This window comes from Mycobacterium sp. Dal123C01 (assembly GCF_052566995.1).
Window position 1 is genome coordinate 377,311 of sequence record NZ_CP199580.1, and the last position, 18,224, is coordinate 395,534.

The window sequence follows — 18,224 nt, forward strand, 5'->3', positions numbered from 1 at the left end:
TTTCAGTCCTCTCTATCACTCTGGAAAGCTCAGCCGAATACCAACAGCACGAGCTTGGTCAGGCCAAAATCAGCAAGGCCGACGAGCGCCACCATGAAGGCCAGGAACACCAGCACCACGGAGGTGTAGGTGAACATCTGTTTGCGGTTCGGCCAGATCACCTTCCGCATCTCTGCAACGACCTGCTTGAGGTAGTTGTAAATAAAAACGAACGGGTTAGCCGTACGGTCCCCGGGTTTCTTCGGCTTCTTGGCCTTCTTGTCGGCTCCGGCCTTCTTGGCTGCGCGGGTCTTCTTGGCCTCCTTGGAGACCTCGACCTCGTCCGAGGACTCTACGTCGACGTCGTCGTCGGTATCCGTCACTCGCTGCCGGGATCGCTTGCCGGTCGGGCGTTGCGGACGCGTCGCAGGCTTGGTCACCACGGCCGTCCGACCACCGCTGGCGCTGTCATCGGTGTCATCGCCGTCGCGTGCGGCGTCGTTGGCAGCGTCGCCCTCGTCGCTCACCGCATGCTCCTTTGTTCGCTAGCTATCTCACGATCCGTCCCGCGCTGATCGGGCACTCGCTTAGTGTCCAGCATGGCACGTCTTCGCGTTCTGCAGGGGCGACAGGACTTGAACCTGCAACCTGCGGTTTTGGAGACCGCTGCTCTGCCAGTTGAGCTACGCCCCTTCGCGGTTGGCAGCCCAACCTGCGCTTACCTGCCGGGGCCTACATGACACACGCGCTCTCCGTTCGGTGATCGCCGAACCGACGGACAGCGCGCTGTAATGGGAAAACCCCGAGGTCCGAGTGTACATCGGCACGCGAGTCAGATACTAATTACGCGGTCCTGACGACCTGCCCGGTTTCCTTGTCCCACCTGAGCTGGATGGAATTGTCCCCCTCGTGTCCCATCAAGGTGGTGTAGGCCTCCAGAATCACCTCGCCATCCTCGGTGCTACAGGTGTTCTTGGTGACCACGATGTCGGCGCCGAAACGCTCGTCCACCGAATGGACGTCCATACGGCCGTACAGTTTGTCTCCCGCGTAGACCGGCCTGGAATAGATGAATTTCTGGTCGACCTGAACGATTTGCATGGACTCCAAGCCGATATCGACATTCCGGAAGAAATCGTCCTGAACAAGCTTCGCGAAGATCGACACGTAAGTCAGCGGCGCAATGATGTTGTCGTGGCCGAGTTCGGCGGCCGCTGACTCGTCGAAGGATGCCGGGTCGTCACACAGGATCGCTCGCGCGAATGCTCGGACCTGCTCACGGCCCACGACGAAATAGTCCGGGTACTGCCAGACCATGCCGCGGATGTCGATCTTGAGCGCCATAGGCTACGCCAGCTTCGCCGACGCGATGGCCCTGCCGAAGATCTTCTTGCCGCCGGTAGTGGCGGTAAGTGCGATGGTTACCAACTTGGTCTCCGGATCGGCCGACTTCACCCGGCCGCTGAAGACCAGCTCCGCGCCCTTGCCGTCGTTGGGTACCGGCACCACGGCGGTGAATCGCACGTTGTACTCGGTGACCGCACCGGGGTCACCGATCCACGAGGTGACGTAGCCGCCGCCGATACCCATGGTCAGCATGCCGTGGGCGATCGCGGTGTCCAGTCCGACGACCTTGGCGATCTCGTCGTCCCAGTGGATCGGGTTCAAGTCACCCGAAACTCCCGCGTAGTTCACCAGATCCTGTCGGGTCAACGGGTAGGTCTTCTCCGGAAGCTGGTCGCCCACCTTCACCGAGCTGAACTCACGCAGTGGCATCAGCAAATCCCTCTTCTCCATCATCGCCGACACGGCCCGCCAGGGTCGTGTAGGTCTCCTGGACAGTCTCGCCGTCTTCATTGGCGATGATGTTCTTGGTCACGATGATCTGGGTGCCGTGCGACACGCGCACCGACTCCACGTATACATCGCAGTAGAGCTTGTCACCCGCCACCAGCGGCCTGAAGTACTTCAGCACCTGGTCGACCTGAACGATCTGCGCATCCTGGACCGCGACGTTGGCGTACTTGAAGAACGCCATCTGAGCCTGGTAGCCGAACACACAGCAAAACGTCAGCGGGGCCAGCAGTCCCTTGTAGCCGAGCTCGGCGGCGGCCCCCTCCTCGGAGTAGCACGCGTCGCCGTTCTGCACCGCCACCGCGTACTCGCGGATCTTCTCCCGCTCCACCTCGTAATGGTCGGGGTAGCGGAAGTGCATTCCGACAATATCGGTCGTCAACGACACGGCTACAAAACCTACCTGCTCAATCTCGATTAAACGGCCGCAGGTAATTAGCGTGTCTCGCGATGCGCCTGGTGCTTGCCGCAATTGGGGCAGAACTTCTTCAGATCCAGCCGGTCGGGGTCGTTTCGGCGGTTTTTCTTGGTGATGTAGTTACGGTGCTTGCACACCTCGCAGGCCAAAGTGATCTTCGGCCGAACATCCGTACTGGAAGCCATATCAGTTCTCTCTCAAACGTCACGTTGTTGTGTTGTAGCGATGGCCGGACTCGAACCGGCGACCTAACGATTATGAGTCGTTCGCTCTAACCGACTGAGCTACACCGCCTCTGGTATGCGCCACCCGCCTGCTCGGCATCCGCCGAGCCCCCTAACGGAATCGAACCGTTGACCTTTTCCTTACCATGGAAACGCTCTACCGACTGAGCTAAGGGGGCCTCTCACCCGTAGCGACCAGTCGTGCCGCGGGCCTAAAAGAGGGTACAGCGCGACGCGCGACGGCACCAAACCACCGGTGCGGGAGGTTCACCCCCCGTCGCTATCGCGGTGAGGTTGCCACGCGGTGAGGTCGCTGAACTCGTCGTAGATATCGTCTTGTTCACCATTTGGGTCCGTGGTGTCGTCGAGCAGAGTCCGCAACGCGAGATGGACGGCCTCGCGCGCGTCGGCCAGGTGATAGCGGCGTATTGCCTCTCCGACCAGATCGTCGTCGATCTCGATCTCGACCTTCTTCAGCATGGACCAACAATACCCACCGCAGACACGGGAAACCCTTCGAAAAAGTTCGGTTGACCGGCCGCGATGCGCCCGCAATCCGCGGTCGGTCGGCCGGGTCATAGGCTGTTGCGGTGACAGATTCGTCAGCGGACCGCCTGTACTTCCGCCAGCTGCTCGCCGGTCGCGATTTCGCTGCTGGTGACATGTTCGCGACGCAAATGCGCAATTTCGCTTACCTGATCGGTGACCGTCAGACCGGAGACTGCGTCGTGGTCGACCCGGCATACGCCGCGGGCGATCTGGTCGACGCGCTCGAGGCCGACGGCATGCATCTGTCCGGGGTGCTGGTGACCCACCATCACCCGGACCACGTGGGCGGCTCGATGATGGGCTTCGAGCTCAACGGGTTAGCCGAGTTACTGGACCGGGCCAACGTGCCAGTGCACGTGAATACCCACGAAGCGGTTTGGGTTTCGCGGGTCACCGGGATTGGTATCAGCGACCTGACCACCCATGAGCACCGCGACAAGGTCAGCATCGGGGACATCGAGATCGAGCTCCTGCACACTCCGGGTCATACCCCGGGCAGCCAGTGCTTTCTGCTCGACGGCCGACTGGTAGCCGGTGACACCCTCTTCCTGGACGGCTGCGGGCGCACCGACTTTCCGGGCGGCGACGCCGACGAGATGTACCGCAGTCTGCAGCAGCTTGCCGCGCTTCCCGGCGACCCGACCGTGTTTCCCGGGCACTGGTATTCCGCAGATCCAAGCGCGTCGCTGGCCGAGGTCAAGCGTTCCAACTATGTGTATCGAGCCACAAACCTTGATCAGTGGCGAATGTTGATGGGCGGCTAACCGACTGAGCGGGGCGTTTCTCGCGTTCGATATTTGCGCCGACGTGAGTGATCGCCGTGGTCATTGCGATTCCGCAGCCGGGCCAGCAGAATTTCGGGTGCACATCGCTGAGATATAAGCGGAGGGATGGATTCAATGGGGTGGATCCAGGGCAGCTGGCACGGGGTCACCAATGTTGAGTCCAGCACCTGGTTGGCATGGGCAGCGTGGGTGGCGATTGCGCTCGGCATCGTCGCGCTGGTCTTCACCAACCACCAGATCGCCCGCAACCGCCGGCTGACCGCCGAGCAGACTCGGCCCCATGTCGGCATGCTGATGGAGCCGCATGCCGCCGACTGGCATGTGATCGAGCTGGTGGTCCGCAATTTCGGTCGGACGGCGGCCTATGACATCCGGTTTTCCTTTGCGAGTCCGCCGACAGTGGCCGAATACGAAAATTCCAGCGATGGCTACGCCGAAGTTGTCGAACTGCAATTTCCCCGCGAATTGCCGGTACTCGCGCCCGGCCAGGAGTGGCGGATGGTCTGGGACTCGGCGCTCGACCGGGCCGAAATCGGCGGCGGCATCGAATCTCGCTTCACCGGGTCGGTGATCTACCACGACCGCCCCGATAAGCCACGCGGGTGGCGGTTCTGGGAGCGTGAGCGCAAGCCGTTGGAGACCAGCGTGGTGCTGGACTGGGATGCCCTGCCACCCGTTCAGCGCATCGAGTTGATGACGACGCATGACCTGGCCAAGAGGGAAAAGCAGAAACTGGAACTGCTACGCAGCCTGCTGACGTACTTTCACTACGCAAGCAAGGAAACGCGTGCCGACGTATTCCGCAGCGAGATCGAACGAATCAACAACGCGGTGGCCGAAACTCAGGACCGCTGGCGTGCCCGGCAGGTCGACGCACCCACCGATGTGGGCCTGCGCTGGGGTAACGGCGAAAACGATCTGGGTAAACATCGCGGCCAGCCCGTGTGACGGTCGAACAACATCCGGCCGCGTGGGGTCACCCAACGTCGATCTGATTCAATCGACTGCGCTGCCTGTCGCTAAGGAGTAACCCATGAGCGGTCCGGTCACCTACAGCCTCAAGGACGCCGTCGCGGTCATCAGGATGGACGACGGCAAGGTCAACGCGCTGGGCCCGACCATGCAAACGGCGATCAACGAGGCGATCGACCAGGCCGACGGCGACAACGTCGGCGCGCTGGTGATCACCGGCAATGAGCGGGTCTTCAGCGGCGGATTCGACCTGAAGATCCTGACCTCCGGCGAGGCGCAGCCCGCGATCGACATGCTCAGGGGCGGCTTCGAGTTGTCGTATCGGCTGTTGTCCTACCCGAAGCCGGTGGTGATCGCCTGCACCGGACACGCCATCGCGATGGGGTCGTTCCTGTTGTCCTCCGCCGACCACCGGGTGGCCGCCCACGCCTACAACATCCAGGCCAACGAGGTGGCGATCGGCATGACCATCCCCTATGCGGCGCTGGAGATCCTGAAGCTGCGGCTGACGCGCTCGGCGTATCAGCAAGCCACCGGGCTGGCCAAGACATTCTTCGGTGAAACCGCCCTCGCCGCAGGCTTTGTCGACGAGATCGTGTTGCCCGAGATGGTGGTCAGCCGCGCCGAGGAAGCCGCACAGGAATTCGCCGGCCTGCACCAGCACGCCCACGCCGCGACCAAATTGCGCGCCCGTGCCGACACGCTGAAGGCGCTGCGCGCCGGAATCGACGGCATAGAAGCCGAATTCGGGCTGTAAGGAGGAGGCGACACGGTTGCCCGGGCAACCGCCCCACCTCCCGTCGCCTCCTCCAACCCGAAGTCTGGCACGCCGGCGACGGGCCGTCACTTCACCCTTGGGCGGGATCCGGTAGCGGCCAACCGCCGCCGCGGAAGTGTTTCAGATACGTCGGCCAGTCCCAGGTCGAGAGGAACTCCTGGGCGGCCTCATAGCCTTGCTCGTAGAGCTCTTCCAGGCGCGGCCTCGGGACATCGAAGTCGAGCACGCCCACGTTGGTCGATTCGACCGCGATTGCGCGGGCAGCGACCCACGGCTGGTTGAGGTGGGTCTGGTCGTGCCCGGCAAGCATCGTGGTGAGCAGGCTCTCCAGCAATGCAGTCTGTGCAAAAAAGCGCAGCGGCTTCAGCGCCGGCATCACCGCACCGATGCCCTCGGTGGGCCTCGGCAAAACCGTGATGCCAAACGTGGGCCAGCGTGGCGCTTTACCGTCCGGCCGGTCGAAGGTATCGATCGGGAAGTTCGACAGCACGCCACCATCAACGAGGGTGGATGTCGCTCCGCTGACCCCCTTCAGCTTGACCGGGCGGTAAAAGAACGGGATCGCCATTGAAGCGCGCACCGCGTGGGCGACCGGCTGCTCATCGGGGTCCAATCCGTAGAGCCGCCGGTAATCCCACGGCAGCCTGACCAGCTGTGCCGCGGTCAGGTCGGCGACTGTGACTACCAGCCGAGAGCGCCGTGCTTGGGGGATCTGTTCCTCGTCGAGGAGTAGATCCCCGAAGGAGGTGACACCCAGGTTCTTCAGCTCGCTCCGGATCCAGTCGTGCGCTACATCGCCCCGATACAGGCTGGTTCCCCGCACCAGCCCCCAGGCTTCACCGAGTACGGGGACGGATCCCGCGTCACGCCACTTGTCCAGCGGTACCGAGAACGCGAGATCCTTCACTTCCTGGCTGGTCAGCCGGTCAGCTCCGGCCGCCAGAATCGCGGCGACCACCGAGCCGGCCGACACACCGGACACCCTCCTGATCGAATATCCGGCATCCATGATGGCCACGACGGCGCCCACCAGGCCGATGAATTTGACTCCGCCTCCGGACAGCACAAGATCGACAGTGTTGCACTGGTCCGCTTTCGCCATCTAGCTCTCCGCCGAAACCCAGTCGTAGGCAAGGTATTTGCCGTCGAAAGTCACGACGACGCGGTCACCCGAAGGGTGTGGCTTCTTCTGCAGGTCGACGCTGAAGTTGATCGCGCTCATGATGCCGTCGCCGAACTGCTCGTGGATCAGTTCCTTGATCGCGCCGCCGTACACCTGAAGTACTTCGTAAAAGCGGTAAATGGTGGGGTCGGTCGGCACCGCGGTGGGCAGTCCCCCGCGCATCGGCGGTGCCGCCAGCACCGGCACCACCGACTGGTCGAGCCCCAGCATTTCGGCCAGCATTTTGCCGAGCTCCGGCGGAATCGGATGTTGGCCCAGCAACGCCGACGTGGTCCACACCACGGGCCTGCCGACGGCATCGGCCAGCTCCTGCCAAGTCAGGCCGCGCGTCAGGCGGGCAACGACGATCTGTTCGGTGATCTCGTTTCTGTCCATGACTTCAGCATGCCCTAGCCCTCTGTCGACCACGTCGGGCGACGGGGATTTGAGAGCGGCGGCGATATCCCCCCGACGGGGCGAAAAGTTTGCGACAACACCGCGATTGGCGTCGTGTTCGAGATGTACGCTTGCCAGACGTCGGATCTTCAACCGCGAGGATCGGGGTCGCTGTGCGAATCGTTGTCGACCTGAACCGCTGCCTGGGGTATGCGCACTGCGTACCGCTGGCGCCCGAGGTGCTCAAGCTCAACGGCGAAGAGGCCCTCACCTACGACCCCAACCCCGATGACGGCCAGCGTTTGCGGGTGTTGCGGGCCGCGGCGGCCTGCCCGGTGCAGGCGATCATCGTCGACAAGCTCGACGGCGAGTAGCGGGATCGGCCGTGGGCGAGAACGGCTTCAAAGACAAGGGTCGCGTCGTCATTGTCGGCGCCTCGCTAGCCGGACTGCGCGCCGCCGAAGCGTTGCGGGAAGAGGGTTTTCGCGGGCAGCTGACCATCATCGGCGATGAGCCGGGCGAGCCATATGATCGGCCGCCACTGTCCAAGCAAGTCCTCAAAGGGTGGGTGGCCGCCGATCATACGAAGCTGCCGCGGTTGCGCGCGGTGGATGCGCAGTGGCGACTCGGAGTCGCCGCGACCGCCTTAGACCGAGCCAACCAGTTGGTACGGCTCGCCGACGGCAGCGAGGTGGTAGGCGATTGCCTGCTGATCGCCACGGGTGTGCGGTCGCGGCGATGGCCCAACCCCGAAGAGGCCGCGCTCGAAGGTGTCTACACGCTGCGGACAAACACCGATGCCGCGCGATTGCAGGCCGCGCTCGCCGCCCGTCCCCGCCGGGTGCTGATCATCGGCTCCGGGTTCATCGGCTCGGAGGCTGCCTCGGTGTGCCGTGAACTCGGGCTTGAGGTCACCGTCACCGAACGGGGCCCGGCCCCGCTGTGCGGTCCGCTGGGCGGGGTGATCGGCGCGGTCGCCGCCGAGATGCAGCGCGCGGCCGGGGTGGATCTTCGCACCGGCGTCTCGGTGCTCGCGTTGGAGGGTGACGCCAGCGGGCATGTGCGGCGCGCTCGCCTCTCCGATGGCAGCACGCTCGACGTCGACGTGGTCGTGACGTCGCTGGGGTCAGTCCGCAATGTCGAGTGGCTCGAGGGGGCCGGTTTGGCTGCCGGGTTCTGGGGCGTGGGTTGCGACGCCGGGTGCCGAGCGTTCGATATCAACGGGGTGGTCACCAGCCGTGTCTTCGTGGCGGGTGACATCGCCCGCGCCCCGCACGTGCTCTACGACTACGAGTTCTTGGCGATGGAACATTGGGACAACGCGGTGCTGGGTGCCCAGGTCGCAGCGCACAACATGGTCTGCGAAGAGATCGATCGCTGGGCGCATCTGCTTATCCCGCAATTCTGGTCGGCCCAATTCGGTGTCAACATCAAATCCGTTGGCGTGCCTTCATTCGGCGATGAGATCGTCTTCACCCAGGGTTCGGTCAAACAGCGCCGGTTTGCCGCGGCCTACGGTCGCCGCGGCCGCATCGTTGGCGCAGTCACCTTCAATCACGCGAAATGGATCGACTATTACCGCGACCAGATTGCGCTGTCCGGACCGTTTCCACCGCATCCGCCCGGTTTCGACTTCCCGGAAAACATGCGGGTGATGCCTGCCGACTTTCCGGCGCGAGGCGTGCCGACCGAGGCCCCCGACGTGGTGTTGACCGGCCACGATCCCAGCGAACGGCGCGCTGAATTCCGTCCACGACAGCGATGAGGAGCAGTGGCGCCATGACCCGCGCCGGCGACGATGCAGAGCGAAGCGATGAGGAGCAGTGGCGCCATGACCCGCGCCGGCGACGATGCAGAGCGAAGCGATGAGGAGCAGTGGCGCCATGACCCGCGCCGGCGACGATGCAGAGCGAAGCGATGAGGAGGAGTGGCGCCATGACCCCCGAGGAAGCGTTTGACGCCGCGATGCGGCACGAAAACCGCGCGAATCCGTATTTATTCTTCGACGAACTTCGCAAGACGCCAGTGGTCCGGGTGACCGACGGCATCTACGCCGTCACCGGATACGAAGAGCTCATGGCGCTGGCCCACGACCCGAGGGTAAGTTCTGACCTCCGTAAAGGGCACCCGCCGGACCACCGCGATCGGCAGATCGCCGATGAGTCCGGGGTCGGGATGGCCCCCGAAATTGCCGGTGCCTACGGCCAGGAACCGAGCTTCATCGCGCAGGACCCGCCTGAACACGACCGGGCGCGCCGACAGTGCATGCGCTTCTTCGGTCCGCCGGATGCACCGGATCTGATCCCCGGCCAGGAACCGCTGTGTCAGCAGATCGTCAACGGGCTGCTCGACAAAGCGATGGGCAAAACCCGCATCGACGTGGTCGACGAGTTCGCCTACCTGCTGCCGGTCAACGTGATCTGCCGGATCATGGGCGTACCCGTCGAAGACGAGCCGCAGTTTCACGCGTGGATCGCAGACGTCGTGGGCGGTGTCTTCGATCTCGGTCCCGACATCCACACCGAGGAGGGCGGGGCACGTCGCGCCAAGGGCGAAGCCGCCAACATCGAGCTTCACGAGTACATCGTCGACCTAGCCGAGAAGGCTGCGAAATCTCCTGGGCCCGGGATGATTTCGCAGTTGGTCCATGACGACGGCCCAGACGGGCGGATGTCGCCGAGCGCGATCGTCAACAACACGATTCTGCTGTTCGTCGCCGGTCATGACTCCACGGTCAACCTGATCTCGCACTGCGTGCTGACCGTGCTGCGCAACCCCTGGTCGATCGAATTGTTGCGCGACAAACCGGAATTGATCCCCGGCGCCATCGAGGAAGTGCTCCGGTTGCAGTCGTCGGTCCAGTTCTTCCCGACACGATCGGCGCTGGCCGACATCGACATCGGCGGCACCACCATTCCCAAGGGGGCGCCGATCTATCTCATGTACGGCGCGGCAAACCGAGACCCGCGTCGGTTCGATGACCCCGACGCGTTCGACCCTCAGCGCACTGACAACGAGCACGTGGGCTGGGGTCGCGGCATTCACATCTGCTTCGGTGGCCCGCTGGCCCGGCTGGAAGTCAACACCGCGTTCGAGGCGTTCCTGCGCCGGGTGGAAAACCCGCGGCTGGTACAGGACCCGCCGCCCTACCGCATCAGCCAAGTGTTCCGCGGGCCACGGCATCTACTCGTCGATTGCGACGAGATCCGGCCCTGACCCGCCCGCCTTCGGATTCCGTGTCTGCCGCTGTGCCGGCCTTCACCAGCGACCGCGGTGGACGACTTCGTCGAACGGCCGCCGGTCCGGTTTGCGGATCGGGGTCAGCGGACGATCGGCGGGATACCCGATCCCGAGCATGAAAGCCACCAGGTAGTCGTCCGGGACGCCCAGGATCGCACGGGCTTTCTCCTGATCCCCCACCGACGAATGGCCGGTGCCGATGCCCAGGTCGGTGGCCGCGATCATCATCGCCATCGTCGCCTGACCGATGTCGTAGTTGTCGGTCACGAGCCGGCGCTCGTCCGGCGGAACCGGCACAACCAAAACAATCGCGGCCGGGGCCGACGCGATATGACCGGCACCACGCCAGACCGTGGACAGGTCCTGCAGCTGAGCCGGGTCGGTGACGATCACAAAGTCCCACGGCTGGCGGTTTTTCGCGGACGGTGCCCGCCAGCCGGCCTCGGCGATCCGGGTTAAGTCGCCATCTGTCACCGGTTCCGGCTTGTACTGCCGTACATTGCGCCGAGCACAAATCGCGTCCCAGCTTTCCATCTCATTCCCCTCTCTTCTGCGCCAACGGATTTCGGCCGCTACGTTGTCGTGCGCTGTGCGGCCACGAACAAGTTCCCGGGCACGTCGTTCTCGACCTCTTCGGAGATGCGGCGCCCATAGCCGGCCATCAGCTCGAGGGACGGGGTCACCGTCACGTCCCAGCCGTGGCGACCGAACCAGTTGCCCACGTCTTCGCGTTCTTCGAAGTACCACAACTCGTCGGTGCTGGGGACCTCGCGTTGCAGGTCCGCTTTGGCGAACACCGCGCGGACGCGATCCATCCGCTCGCGCCGGCGCGTCCGGGCCTCCGGGTCGAGAAACTTCGGCCCCAACGCCTCCACCGCGACCCGGCTGCCGGCAACAGTGAGCCCCTGGACGCGTTCGAACAGCAATTCTTGGGCTGCGGCCGGCAAATACGGCATGAGTCCTTCGGCCGACCAGACGCTGGGCGCCGAGGCGTCAAAACCGGCCTCCCGCAAGGCCGTCGGCCAGTCCTGGCGTAAGTCCACCGGGACCGCGACCCGGTTGCAGGCGGGTTCGGCCCCGTGGTCGGCCAACGTCGAGGATTTGAAGTCCAGCACCCTGGGCTGGTCGAGCTCGTAGACCGTCGTGCCGTCCGGCCACGGCAACCGCCACGACCGTGAGTCCAAACCCGCCGCCAGGATCACCACCTGCTGGATGCCCGCGGTCGTCGCGTCCAGGAAGAACGCGTCGAAAAAGGCGGTCCGGGAGGCCATATAACTGACCATCGCCTGCATCTGCTGCGCCAAATTCGGTTCGGTTTCCAGCAGCTCGGCGGGCAGCTGCGGAGCCGAGTACCAGTTCCACACCCCGTCACCGGCGGCGTCGAGGAAAACGCGCGCGAACGGATCGCGGATCAGTGGATTTTCACTCTCGGTCTCCGCCGCGCGGGATGCCGCGACGCCCAGCGCCGTAGCCCCTACGCTCTCGGTGATCTCCCAGCTGTCGTTATCGGTTCTGGCCACGCTCACGTCCTCCCGGTTGACACACGTCTGGCGCGACCTTACGTGAGCGAGCTGTCCGCAGGCTGTGGCCGACAGCGGCACCCCGCTACCGTTTACCCGCAGGTGAACAAGCTGTCCGGCAGGTTCATGCACGCTTGCCCGGAGGTATCCGGTTAAGTTGTCCGCGGGCCGCCAACTGCGGCCTCCGGGCCCAGGGATCTCGAAGGATCATGGTCATGCGAGTTGACGGACGCGACATCAGCGTTTCTGGCAGCTTGCTGCAACCGGTGAACCGGCGGACCAATGACATTCTGCGGCTGATCCTGGCCACCGCCGTTCTCGCGATGGTGATCACCGGTTCGCTGGTCACCCGCCCGCGCTGGATTCGGCTGGAGAAATCCGTCTCCGAGATTGTCGGCGTCTTGTCCCCCACCCAGTCCGACGTGGTTTACCTGTTGTACGGATTCGCCATCCTGGCGTTGCCGTTCATGATTCTGATCGGCCTGATCGTCGGCCGGCAATGGAAACTCTTGGGCGCCTACGCAGCCGCCGCGATTCTCGCGGCACTCCCGTTGTCGATCTCCAGCAACCGCCTCGCCGCCCCCCGATGGCACTTCGACGTCTCGGATCGGCTGAGCACCCTGCCGGCGCAGTTCCTCGATGACCCGCGTTGGATCGCAATGCTGGCCGCGGTGCTCACCGTGTCCGGCCCGTGGCTACCCGCGCGTTGGCGGCACTGGTGGTGGGGGCTGCTCCTCGCCTTCGTGCCGATTCACCTCGTCATCAGCGCCATCGTCCCGGCTCGGTCCTTGGTGGGGCTGGCGGTGGGGTGGTTCGTTGGCGCGGTGGTGGTGCTGGCCGTCGGAACTCCGGCGCTGGAAGTGCCGCTGGCGGCCGCGGTCCGTGCGATGGCCAAACGTGGATTCGTCGTGTCGCGGCTCATGGTGGTCCGGCCTGCCGGACCCGGTCCGCTTGTGCTTTCCACCGATTCCGGGGACCCCGATTCGACGGCAGCGATCGAGTTGTACGGCCCGCATCAGAGCAGTGGTGGTGCGCTGCGCGAACTATGGCGCAAGATGCGGCTGCGCGATACGGAGACCGCGCCCCTGCAGGCCTCGATGCGTCGCGCGGTCGAGCACCGCGCGCTGATGGCCATCGCCATCGGCGAGGTGGGCGTAGCCAACACCTCGACGATCGCCTTCGCGACCCTGGACCGGGGATGGACGCTGTACGCGCACAAGCCCATTCGGGGGATCCCGCTGGACGAATGCACGAAGACGACGCCGGTCGCGCGGGTGTGGGAATCGCTGAGAAAGCTACACGACTTTCAGATCTCGCACGGCGACCTGCGCTGCAACGAGATCACGGTCGACGACGGCACGGCGCTCTTCGGGGGGTTCGGGAACGCCGAATACGGCGCCACCGACGTCCAGCTCCAATCCGACCTGGCCCAGCTGTTGGTGACGACGACGGCGCTCTACGACGCGAAATCGGCGGTGCGGGCGGCGATCGACACGTTCGGCAAAGACAGCATCTTGACCGCCTCCCGACGGCTCACCAAATCCGCTGTGCCCAAACGAGTCCGGAAATCGGTGGGCGATGCGTCCGGGGTCATCTCGGCCGCCAGAGCCGAAGTCAAATCGCAAACCGGTGCAGATGAGATACAGAAGCAAACCATCACCCGCTTCACCCGCAGCCAAGTCGTTCAGCTCGTCTTGCTCGGCGCGCTGGTCTATGTCGCGTACCCCTTCATCAGTACCGTGCCGACGTTCTTCAACGAACTCAGAACGGCGAACTGGTGGTGGGCGCTACTGGGCATGTTCATTTCGGCCATGACGTATGTGGGCGCAGCGGCCGCATTGTGGGCCTGCACCGACGGTACGGTGGCCTTCTGGAAGCTATCAATAGCCCAGGTAGCCAACACCTTTGCCGCCACCACCACCCCAGCCGGGGTCGGTGGGCTGGCGCTGAGCACCCGGATTTTGCAGAAGAGTGGTCTCAGCGTCATGCGGGCCACTGCCGCGGTGGCGCTGCAGCAATCGGTGCAGGTGATCATGCACCTGGTATTGCTGATTTTGTTCAGCACGGTGGCCGGCGCGTCGATGGACCTGTCGCATTTCGTGCCGGATGCCACGGTGCTCTACCTGATCGCTGGTGTGGCCCTGGGCATTGTCGGCACATTTCTGTTCGTGCCCACGCTCCGGAGCTGGCTGGCGACGGCGGTGCGCCCGCGGCTGCAGGAGGTAGCCAAGGACCTCATCGAGCTTGTCCGTGAACCCAGGCGACTCTCGCTGATCGTACTCGGTTGTGCCGGAACGACTCTCGGTGCAGCGCTGGCACTCTGGTCCAGCGTCCAGGCCTTCGGCGGCGGGGCGACGTTCGTCACCTGCACCGTGGTAACGATGGTCGGCGGCACGCTGGCCTCGGCCGCGCCGACGCCCGGCGGTGTGGGCGCCGTCGAAGCGGCGTTGATCGGTGGGCTGGCTGCCTTTGGCGTGCCCGCCGCCGTCGGGGTGCCGTCGGTGCTGCTGTACCGGGTGCTCACCTGCTGGATACCGGTCTTCATCGGCTGGCCCGTGATGCGGTGGCTCACCGAGAACGACATGGTCTAGCCAGCCGGCCTAATACCCGACTAGCAACTTTTCCCCGACGATGTCGGCTAGTCTCATTCCGCGTGGCTGACGCTGGTGCCAGCCCAATTCTCGGGGAGAAGTGATTGATGAAATATTTCACCACAGCAACCATCACTGTGGCGCTGAGTTTGGCGCTGGTGGGTTGCGGCTCTGACAAGAAGTCAGACACCAAGACGTCAACATCGACGAGCACGTCGACGTCCACATCAACGACCACGACGACCACCAGTGCGACACCGGGCGCACACGCCAACAAATCCATCGCTGACTACATCGTCGAGAACAAGATCACCGAGACTCCGGTCCACCGCGGCGATCCCGGTCCGGCCATCGACTTGCCGGTACCTGCGGGCTGGCAGGTCGGGCAGAACAGCAGCACGTCTTACGGCGGCATCGTTCTGACGCAGCCCGCCAACCCCGCCGATCCGCCCACCATCGTGGCGATCTTCTCGAAGCTCACCGGTAACGTCGACCCCGGGAAGATCATCCAGTACGCACCGGGAGAGCTGCAGAATCTACCCGGCTACCAGGGCTCCAACGGCAGTGCGTCCACGCTGGGCGGTTATCAGGCCTGGCAGCTGGGCGGCACGTACACCAAGGACGGCAAGACGCGGGCCGTCGCGCAGAAGACGGTGGTGATTCCGAGCCAGGGCGCGGTCTACGTGCTGCAGTTCGACGCGGACTCGCTGCAGAGCGACCAGGGCCCGTTGATGGACGCCACCAACGTCATCGACGACCAGACGACGATTACCTCCTAACACACCCAACGAGCAGCCGGATCGCGCCGCGGAGACGAACACGCTCCGCGGCGCTTTCCGGCCAGCGTGTGCCGGGTAGGCCCCGCAGATAAATCTCTGCACCACAACGCTGCGATTGGCCTTACGGTGTGTGCATGGCAGAAGAGTCGTACGCGATCGACGCCGGGCACCCACCGTCGGCCTTGCTCAAGCTCGTCAACCCGATACTGGGCTTCCTGCTGCGCACCCCGCTCGCCGGGCCCGCGCGCAAGCAGCTGATGGTGCTGAGCTTCACCGGGCGAAAGACGGGGCGCCCGTTCACACTTCCGGTGAGCGCCCATCTGATCGACAACGATCTGTATGCGCTCACCGGCGCGGCGTGGAAGCAGAACTTCCGCGGTGGCGCGCCGGCCCAGGTCGTCTACGACGGCAAGTCAACGGCGATGCGCGGCGAGCTCATCACCGACCGCGCTATCGTCTCCGACCTGTTTAAACGCTGCGCCGACTCGTATGGCGTCCGGCGTGCGCAAACCATGATCGGGTTGAAATTCCGCGACCAGCGCATCCCCACCCTCGAGGAGTTCGGCGAGGCGGTCGACCGCATGAAATTGGGCGCGGTCCGGCTGACTCCGGCCGGGTAACGGGTTACTCGGCTCGCTCACTCGCAGGGCGCGGCGGCGCGCGTCCGGCGTCGGGCGTGCAATGACGGCGTTGAGAGTGCGCTAGGGGCGGAGAATCGGCGGATTTGGGGCCCAGGACGCACACTTGACGCCCAGCTTGCACACTGTGTCGGTCGCCGCATCGCTCACTCGCAGGGCGCTGCGCCCGCGGCGGCGCGCGTCCGGCTGATCACCGGTCGGTCAAACCCGGCATCGCACACCGTCTGCCGCACCATCTCAGCCACCAGCTCCGTGCGGTCGAGCGGAACCAAGGCGATCACACAGCCACCGAAGCCGCCACCGGTCATCCGGGCCCCCAGCGCGCCCGCCTCGACGGCGGTATCGGCGATCAGGTCGATGTGCTCCGTGGTGATTTCGAAATCGTCGCGCATCGACGCGTGCGAGGAGGTCAGGATCTGCCCGGCCGCGGCGAAATCCGAATCACCCAGCGCATCAACAAAATCGAGCACCCGCCGGTTCTCGGTCAGCACGTGGCGGGCACGACGTGCGTCGACCGGGTCGGCCACCGCAGCCAGTATCGAGAGCCCTCGATCAGCGACCTCACGCAGTGACGACGCCCCGAGATCGGCGGCCGCCCGCTCGCACGACATACGCCGGGCCGCGTAGTCGCCGCCGGCGTGACGATGGCGTGCACGGGAGTCGATCAGCAGCAGCCCAACACCGCGACCGTCCAGGTCGAAGGCCACCGGCTCAACGGTGACGTCGCGAAAATCGATCAACAACGCCGTCGATGCCTCCCCGAACAGCGAGGCCAGCTGGTCAAGCAAACCCGTTGGGGCACCGACATAGTCATTCTCGGCACGCTGGGCCAGGCGCGCCTGGTCCTTGAGGTCGATGCGCACACCGGTAGCCGAAGTGATCGCGCCCAGCACCGCGCACTCGAGCGCAGCCGACGAAGAAAGGCCCGACCCCATCTCCACCTCGCTGGCGATCGACATCGCGCCACCGGGCACCGGGTGTCCGGCCTGACGCAGCGCCCACATCACCCCGGCCACGTAACCGGCCCAGCCTTCCACGTCACCGGGAGCGGTGCCGAGCAGAATGCGCACCGGGCCGTCCGCGCGGGCACTGTTCACGGTGATGGCGTCGCTGCGGTCGGGGCTGAACGTTGCCACGGTGCGCTGCGGTAACGCGATCGGCAGTGCGAACCCGAGGTTGTAGTCGGTGTGCTCCCCGATCAGGTTGATCCGCCCCGGAGCCGCGTAGCGGACGGCTGGTTCGGTCACCGGCCGAGTTCCCGGAGCCGCTGGGCCACAGTCTCCGGCGTGACGTCACTGATGAAGGCGCCCATCGCCGATTCGGATGCCGCCAAGTACTTGAGTTTTGTTGCGCTACGCCGGATTGACATCAGTTCGACGTGGAAGTAGCCGTCTGCCTGAGCATCGGTGTCCGCGAATTGATGCAACGCCGAAATGTAGGGCAGCGGAGTCGAATACATCCGATCGAACCGCCCCAGCACGTCGAGGTAGACGTGCGCGAACGCATCCAGTTCCTCCTCGCTCAATTCGACGAGGTTGTGCACGAACCTATTTGGGTAGATGTGCACCTCGACCGGCCAGCGCGCCGCGAACGGGACGAATGCCGTGACCAGGTCAGTACGCGCGACAATGCGACTGCCGTCGGCGACCTCCCGCGCCAGCAGATCAGCGAAGAGATTGCCGCCGTGACGAATTCGATATTGCTGCGCCTGCCCCAGCATGGCGGCGGTTCGCGGCGTCAGAAAGGGGTAGCCGTAGATCTGACCATGCGGATGGGTCAGTGTCACCCCGATTTCCTCGCCACGGTTTTCGAAACAGAACACCTGTTCAATGCCCGGTGCGGCCATCAGCTCGGTGGTGCGGTGCCGCCATACCTCAAACACCAGCCGGGCATGCGCTGGTTCCAACTCCGAGAACGACCCGGTGTGGTCGCTGGAAAAACAGATCACCTCCGTGCGGCCCTGCCCCGGCGCGGAAACGAAGTCATCGGCAGGCACCGACATCGGCTGGCCGGCACCGGAGAGGCTCGGGAACCGATTCTCGAAAACCACCACGTCGTAGTCGGGGGCCGGCACCTCGCCGGTCAGTCCGGTCGGGCTGGGACACAGTGGGCACTGGTCGGCGGCGGGCTTGTAGGTGCGGTCTTGGCGCAGTGCCGCGACGATCACCCACTGCCCGGTTGACCGGTCGAACCGCAACTGCGACTGGTTCGGGTCGCGCTCCGGTAAGGGCCGGCGATCGGCGACCGGCGCCGGGCAGTGCCCGGGCAACGCAAAGAACAGCAGGTCACGGCCATCTGCCAGTTGTGCGCGGGTCGGCGCTGTCACGATGTCGAAGACT

At 64.6% G+C, this 18,224-nt stretch carries 21 protein-coding genes and 3 tRNA genes; 9 read left to right on the plus strand and 15 right to left on the minus strand.

Annotated features, from left to right (window positions below; all coding sequences use genetic code 11):
• Nucleotides 1-29: 29 nt before the first annotated feature.
• The 9 genes from secE to ACTXG5_RS01825 form a co-directional block, all read right to left on the minus strand.
• Nucleotides 30-506: a preprotein translocase subunit SecE gene (gene secE / locus ACTXG5_RS01785; protein ID WP_445162068.1), complete on the minus strand. Its 477-nt coding sequence runs from the start codon at nucleotides 504-506 to the stop codon at nucleotides 30-32.
• A 93-nt stretch (nucleotides 507-599) separates the two neighbouring features.
• A tRNA-Trp gene (locus ACTXG5_RS01790) sits at nucleotides 600-672 on the minus strand.
• A 150-nt stretch (nucleotides 673-822) separates the two neighbouring features.
• Nucleotides 823-1,323, minus strand: coding sequence for a (3R)-hydroxyacyl-ACP dehydratase subunit HadC (gene hadC, locus ACTXG5_RS01795; RefSeq protein WP_445162069.1), 501 nt, complete (start codon nucleotides 1,321-1,323; stop codon nucleotides 823-825).
• A gap of 3 nt (nucleotides 1,324-1,326) precedes the next feature.
• Nucleotides 1,327-1,755 (minus strand): (3R)-hydroxyacyl-ACP dehydratase subunit HadB, encoded by a 429-nt coding sequence (gene hadB / locus ACTXG5_RS01800; protein WP_445162070.1) that lies wholly within the window; start codon nucleotides 1,753-1,755, stop codon nucleotides 1,327-1,329.
• Entirely contained in the window at nucleotides 1,742-2,221 is a 480-nt protein-coding gene (gene hadA / locus ACTXG5_RS01805; protein ID WP_445162071.1) for a (3R)-hydroxyacyl-ACP dehydratase subunit HadA, read from the minus strand. The genes hadB and hadA overlap by 14 nt, the downstream gene beginning before the upstream one ends.
• 47 nt (nucleotides 2,222-2,268) lie before the next feature.
• A complete protein-coding gene (gene rpmG / locus ACTXG5_RS01810) occupies nucleotides 2,269-2,436 on the minus strand; it encodes a 50S ribosomal protein L33 (RefSeq protein WP_067102879.1) in 168 nt (55 codons plus the stop codon).
• Nucleotides 2,437-2,471: 35 nt separating this feature from the next.
• Nucleotides 2,472-2,545, minus strand: a tRNA-Met gene (locus ACTXG5_RS01815).
• Between the two features lie 36 nt (nucleotides 2,546-2,581).
• A tRNA-Thr gene (locus ACTXG5_RS01820) sits at nucleotides 2,582-2,654 on the minus strand.
• Between the two features lie 88 nt (nucleotides 2,655-2,742).
• The gene (locus tag ACTXG5_RS01825; protein ID WP_445162072.1) at nucleotides 2,743-2,955 is read right to left on the minus strand and encodes a type II toxin-antitoxin system VapB family antitoxin; all 213 of its coding nucleotides are present in this window, start codon (nucleotides 2,953-2,955) and stop codon (nucleotides 2,743-2,745) included.
• 110 nt (nucleotides 2,956-3,065) lie between these two features.
• On the opposite strand from ACTXG5_RS01825, the gene ACTXG5_RS01830 reads away from it, so the two are divergent.
• The 3 genes from ACTXG5_RS01830 (at nucleotide 3,066) to ACTXG5_RS01840 (ending at nucleotide 5,538) form a co-directional block, all read left to right on the plus strand.
• Nucleotides 3,066-3,788 (plus strand): MBL fold metallo-hydrolase, encoded by a 723-nt coding sequence (locus tag ACTXG5_RS01830; RefSeq protein WP_445162073.1) that lies wholly within the window; start codon nucleotides 3,066-3,068, stop codon nucleotides 3,786-3,788.
• Between the two features lie 126 nt (nucleotides 3,789-3,914).
• A complete protein-coding gene (locus ACTXG5_RS01835) occupies nucleotides 3,915-4,757 on the plus strand; it encodes a hypothetical protein (protein WP_445162074.1) in 843 nt (280 codons plus the stop codon).
• Between the two features lie 85 nt (nucleotides 4,758-4,842).
• Nucleotides 4,843-5,538, plus strand: a complete 696-nt coding sequence (locus tag ACTXG5_RS01840) for a crotonase/enoyl-CoA hydratase family protein (protein ID WP_445162075.1) — start codon at nucleotides 4,843-4,845, stop codon at nucleotides 5,536-5,538.
• 91 nt (nucleotides 5,539-5,629) lie between these two features.
• Here the strand turns inward: ACTXG5_RS01840 and ACTXG5_RS01845 are convergent, their stop codons facing one another.
• Together ACTXG5_RS01845 and cynS are read right to left on the minus strand one after the other, a co-directional pair.
• Entirely contained in the window at nucleotides 5,630-6,661 is a 1,032-nt protein-coding gene (locus ACTXG5_RS01845) for a patatin-like phospholipase family protein (protein WP_445162076.1), read from the minus strand.
• A complete protein-coding gene (gene cynS, locus ACTXG5_RS01850) occupies nucleotides 6,662-7,117 on the minus strand; it encodes a cyanase (RefSeq protein WP_445162077.1) in 456 nt (151 codons plus the stop codon).
• A 173-nt stretch (nucleotides 7,118-7,290) separates the two neighbouring features.
• Between cynS and ACTXG5_RS01855 the strand changes: the two genes are divergently transcribed.
• The 3 genes from ACTXG5_RS01855 (at nucleotide 7,291) to ACTXG5_RS01865 (ending at nucleotide 10,333) form a co-directional block, all read left to right on the plus strand.
• Nucleotides 7,291-7,491: a ferredoxin gene (locus tag ACTXG5_RS01855; protein ID WP_445162078.1), complete on the plus strand. Its 201-nt coding sequence runs from the start codon at nucleotides 7,291-7,293 to the stop codon at nucleotides 7,489-7,491.
• A gap of 11 nt (nucleotides 7,492-7,502) precedes the next feature.
• Nucleotides 7,503-8,882 (plus strand): NAD(P)/FAD-dependent oxidoreductase, encoded by a 1,380-nt coding sequence (locus ACTXG5_RS01860; RefSeq protein ID WP_445162079.1) that lies wholly within the window; start codon nucleotides 7,503-7,505, stop codon nucleotides 8,880-8,882.
• A gap of 170 nt (nucleotides 8,883-9,052) precedes the next feature.
• The gene (locus tag ACTXG5_RS01865; RefSeq protein WP_445162080.1) at nucleotides 9,053-10,333 is read left to right on the plus strand and encodes a cytochrome P450; all 1,281 of its coding nucleotides are present in this window, start codon (nucleotides 9,053-9,055) and stop codon (nucleotides 10,331-10,333) included.
• A gap of 42 nt (nucleotides 10,334-10,375) precedes the next feature.
• Here the strand turns inward: ACTXG5_RS01865 and ACTXG5_RS01870 are convergent, their stop codons facing one another.
• Both ACTXG5_RS01870 and ACTXG5_RS01875 read right to left on the minus strand, forming a co-directional pair.
• Nucleotides 10,376-10,891 carry a nitroreductase family protein gene (locus ACTXG5_RS01870; RefSeq protein WP_445162081.1) on the minus strand — a complete coding sequence of 172 codons (516 nt, stop codon included), beginning with the start codon at nucleotides 10,889-10,891 and terminating at the stop codon, nucleotides 10,376-10,378.
• Nucleotides 10,892-10,929: 38 nt separating this feature from the next.
• Nucleotides 10,930-11,877 carry a class I SAM-dependent methyltransferase gene (locus ACTXG5_RS01875; RefSeq protein ID WP_445162082.1) on the minus strand — a complete coding sequence of 316 codons (948 nt, stop codon included), beginning with the start codon at nucleotides 11,875-11,877 and terminating at the stop codon, nucleotides 10,930-10,932.
• A gap of 215 nt (nucleotides 11,878-12,092) precedes the next feature.
• Between ACTXG5_RS01875 and ACTXG5_RS01880 the strand changes: the two genes are divergently transcribed.
• The 3 genes from ACTXG5_RS01880 (at nucleotide 12,093) to ACTXG5_RS01890 (ending at nucleotide 15,867) form a co-directional block, all read left to right on the plus strand.
• Nucleotides 12,093-14,468: a lysylphosphatidylglycerol synthase domain-containing protein gene (locus tag ACTXG5_RS01880; protein ID WP_445162083.1), complete on the plus strand. Its 2,376-nt coding sequence runs from the start codon at nucleotides 12,093-12,095 to the stop codon at nucleotides 14,466-14,468.
• A 107-nt stretch (nucleotides 14,469-14,575) separates the two neighbouring features.
• Nucleotides 14,576-15,247 (plus strand): LpqN/LpqT family lipoprotein, encoded by a 672-nt coding sequence (locus ACTXG5_RS01885; RefSeq protein ID WP_445162084.1) that lies wholly within the window; start codon nucleotides 14,576-14,578, stop codon nucleotides 15,245-15,247.
• A gap of 134 nt (nucleotides 15,248-15,381) precedes the next feature.
• A complete protein-coding gene (locus ACTXG5_RS01890; RefSeq protein WP_445162085.1) occupies nucleotides 15,382-15,867 on the plus strand; it encodes a hypothetical protein in 486 nt (161 codons plus the stop codon).
• Between the two features lie 164 nt (nucleotides 15,868-16,031).
• On the opposite strand, the gene ACTXG5_RS01895 is transcribed toward ACTXG5_RS01890, so the two are convergent.
• The gene (locus tag ACTXG5_RS01895; RefSeq protein ID WP_445162086.1) at nucleotides 16,032-17,132 is read right to left on the minus strand and encodes a galactokinase; all 1,101 of its coding nucleotides are present in this window, start codon (nucleotides 17,130-17,132) and stop codon (nucleotides 16,032-16,034) included.
• Complete coding sequence (gene galT / locus ACTXG5_RS01900) at nucleotides 17,129-18,211, minus strand: galactose-1-phosphate uridylyltransferase (protein ID WP_445162087.1); 1,083 nt, start codon at nucleotides 18,209-18,211, stop codon at nucleotides 17,129-17,131. Before galT ends, ACTXG5_RS01895 begins: the two co-directional genes overlap by 4 nt.
• Nucleotides 18,212-18,224 lie beyond the last annotated feature (13 nt).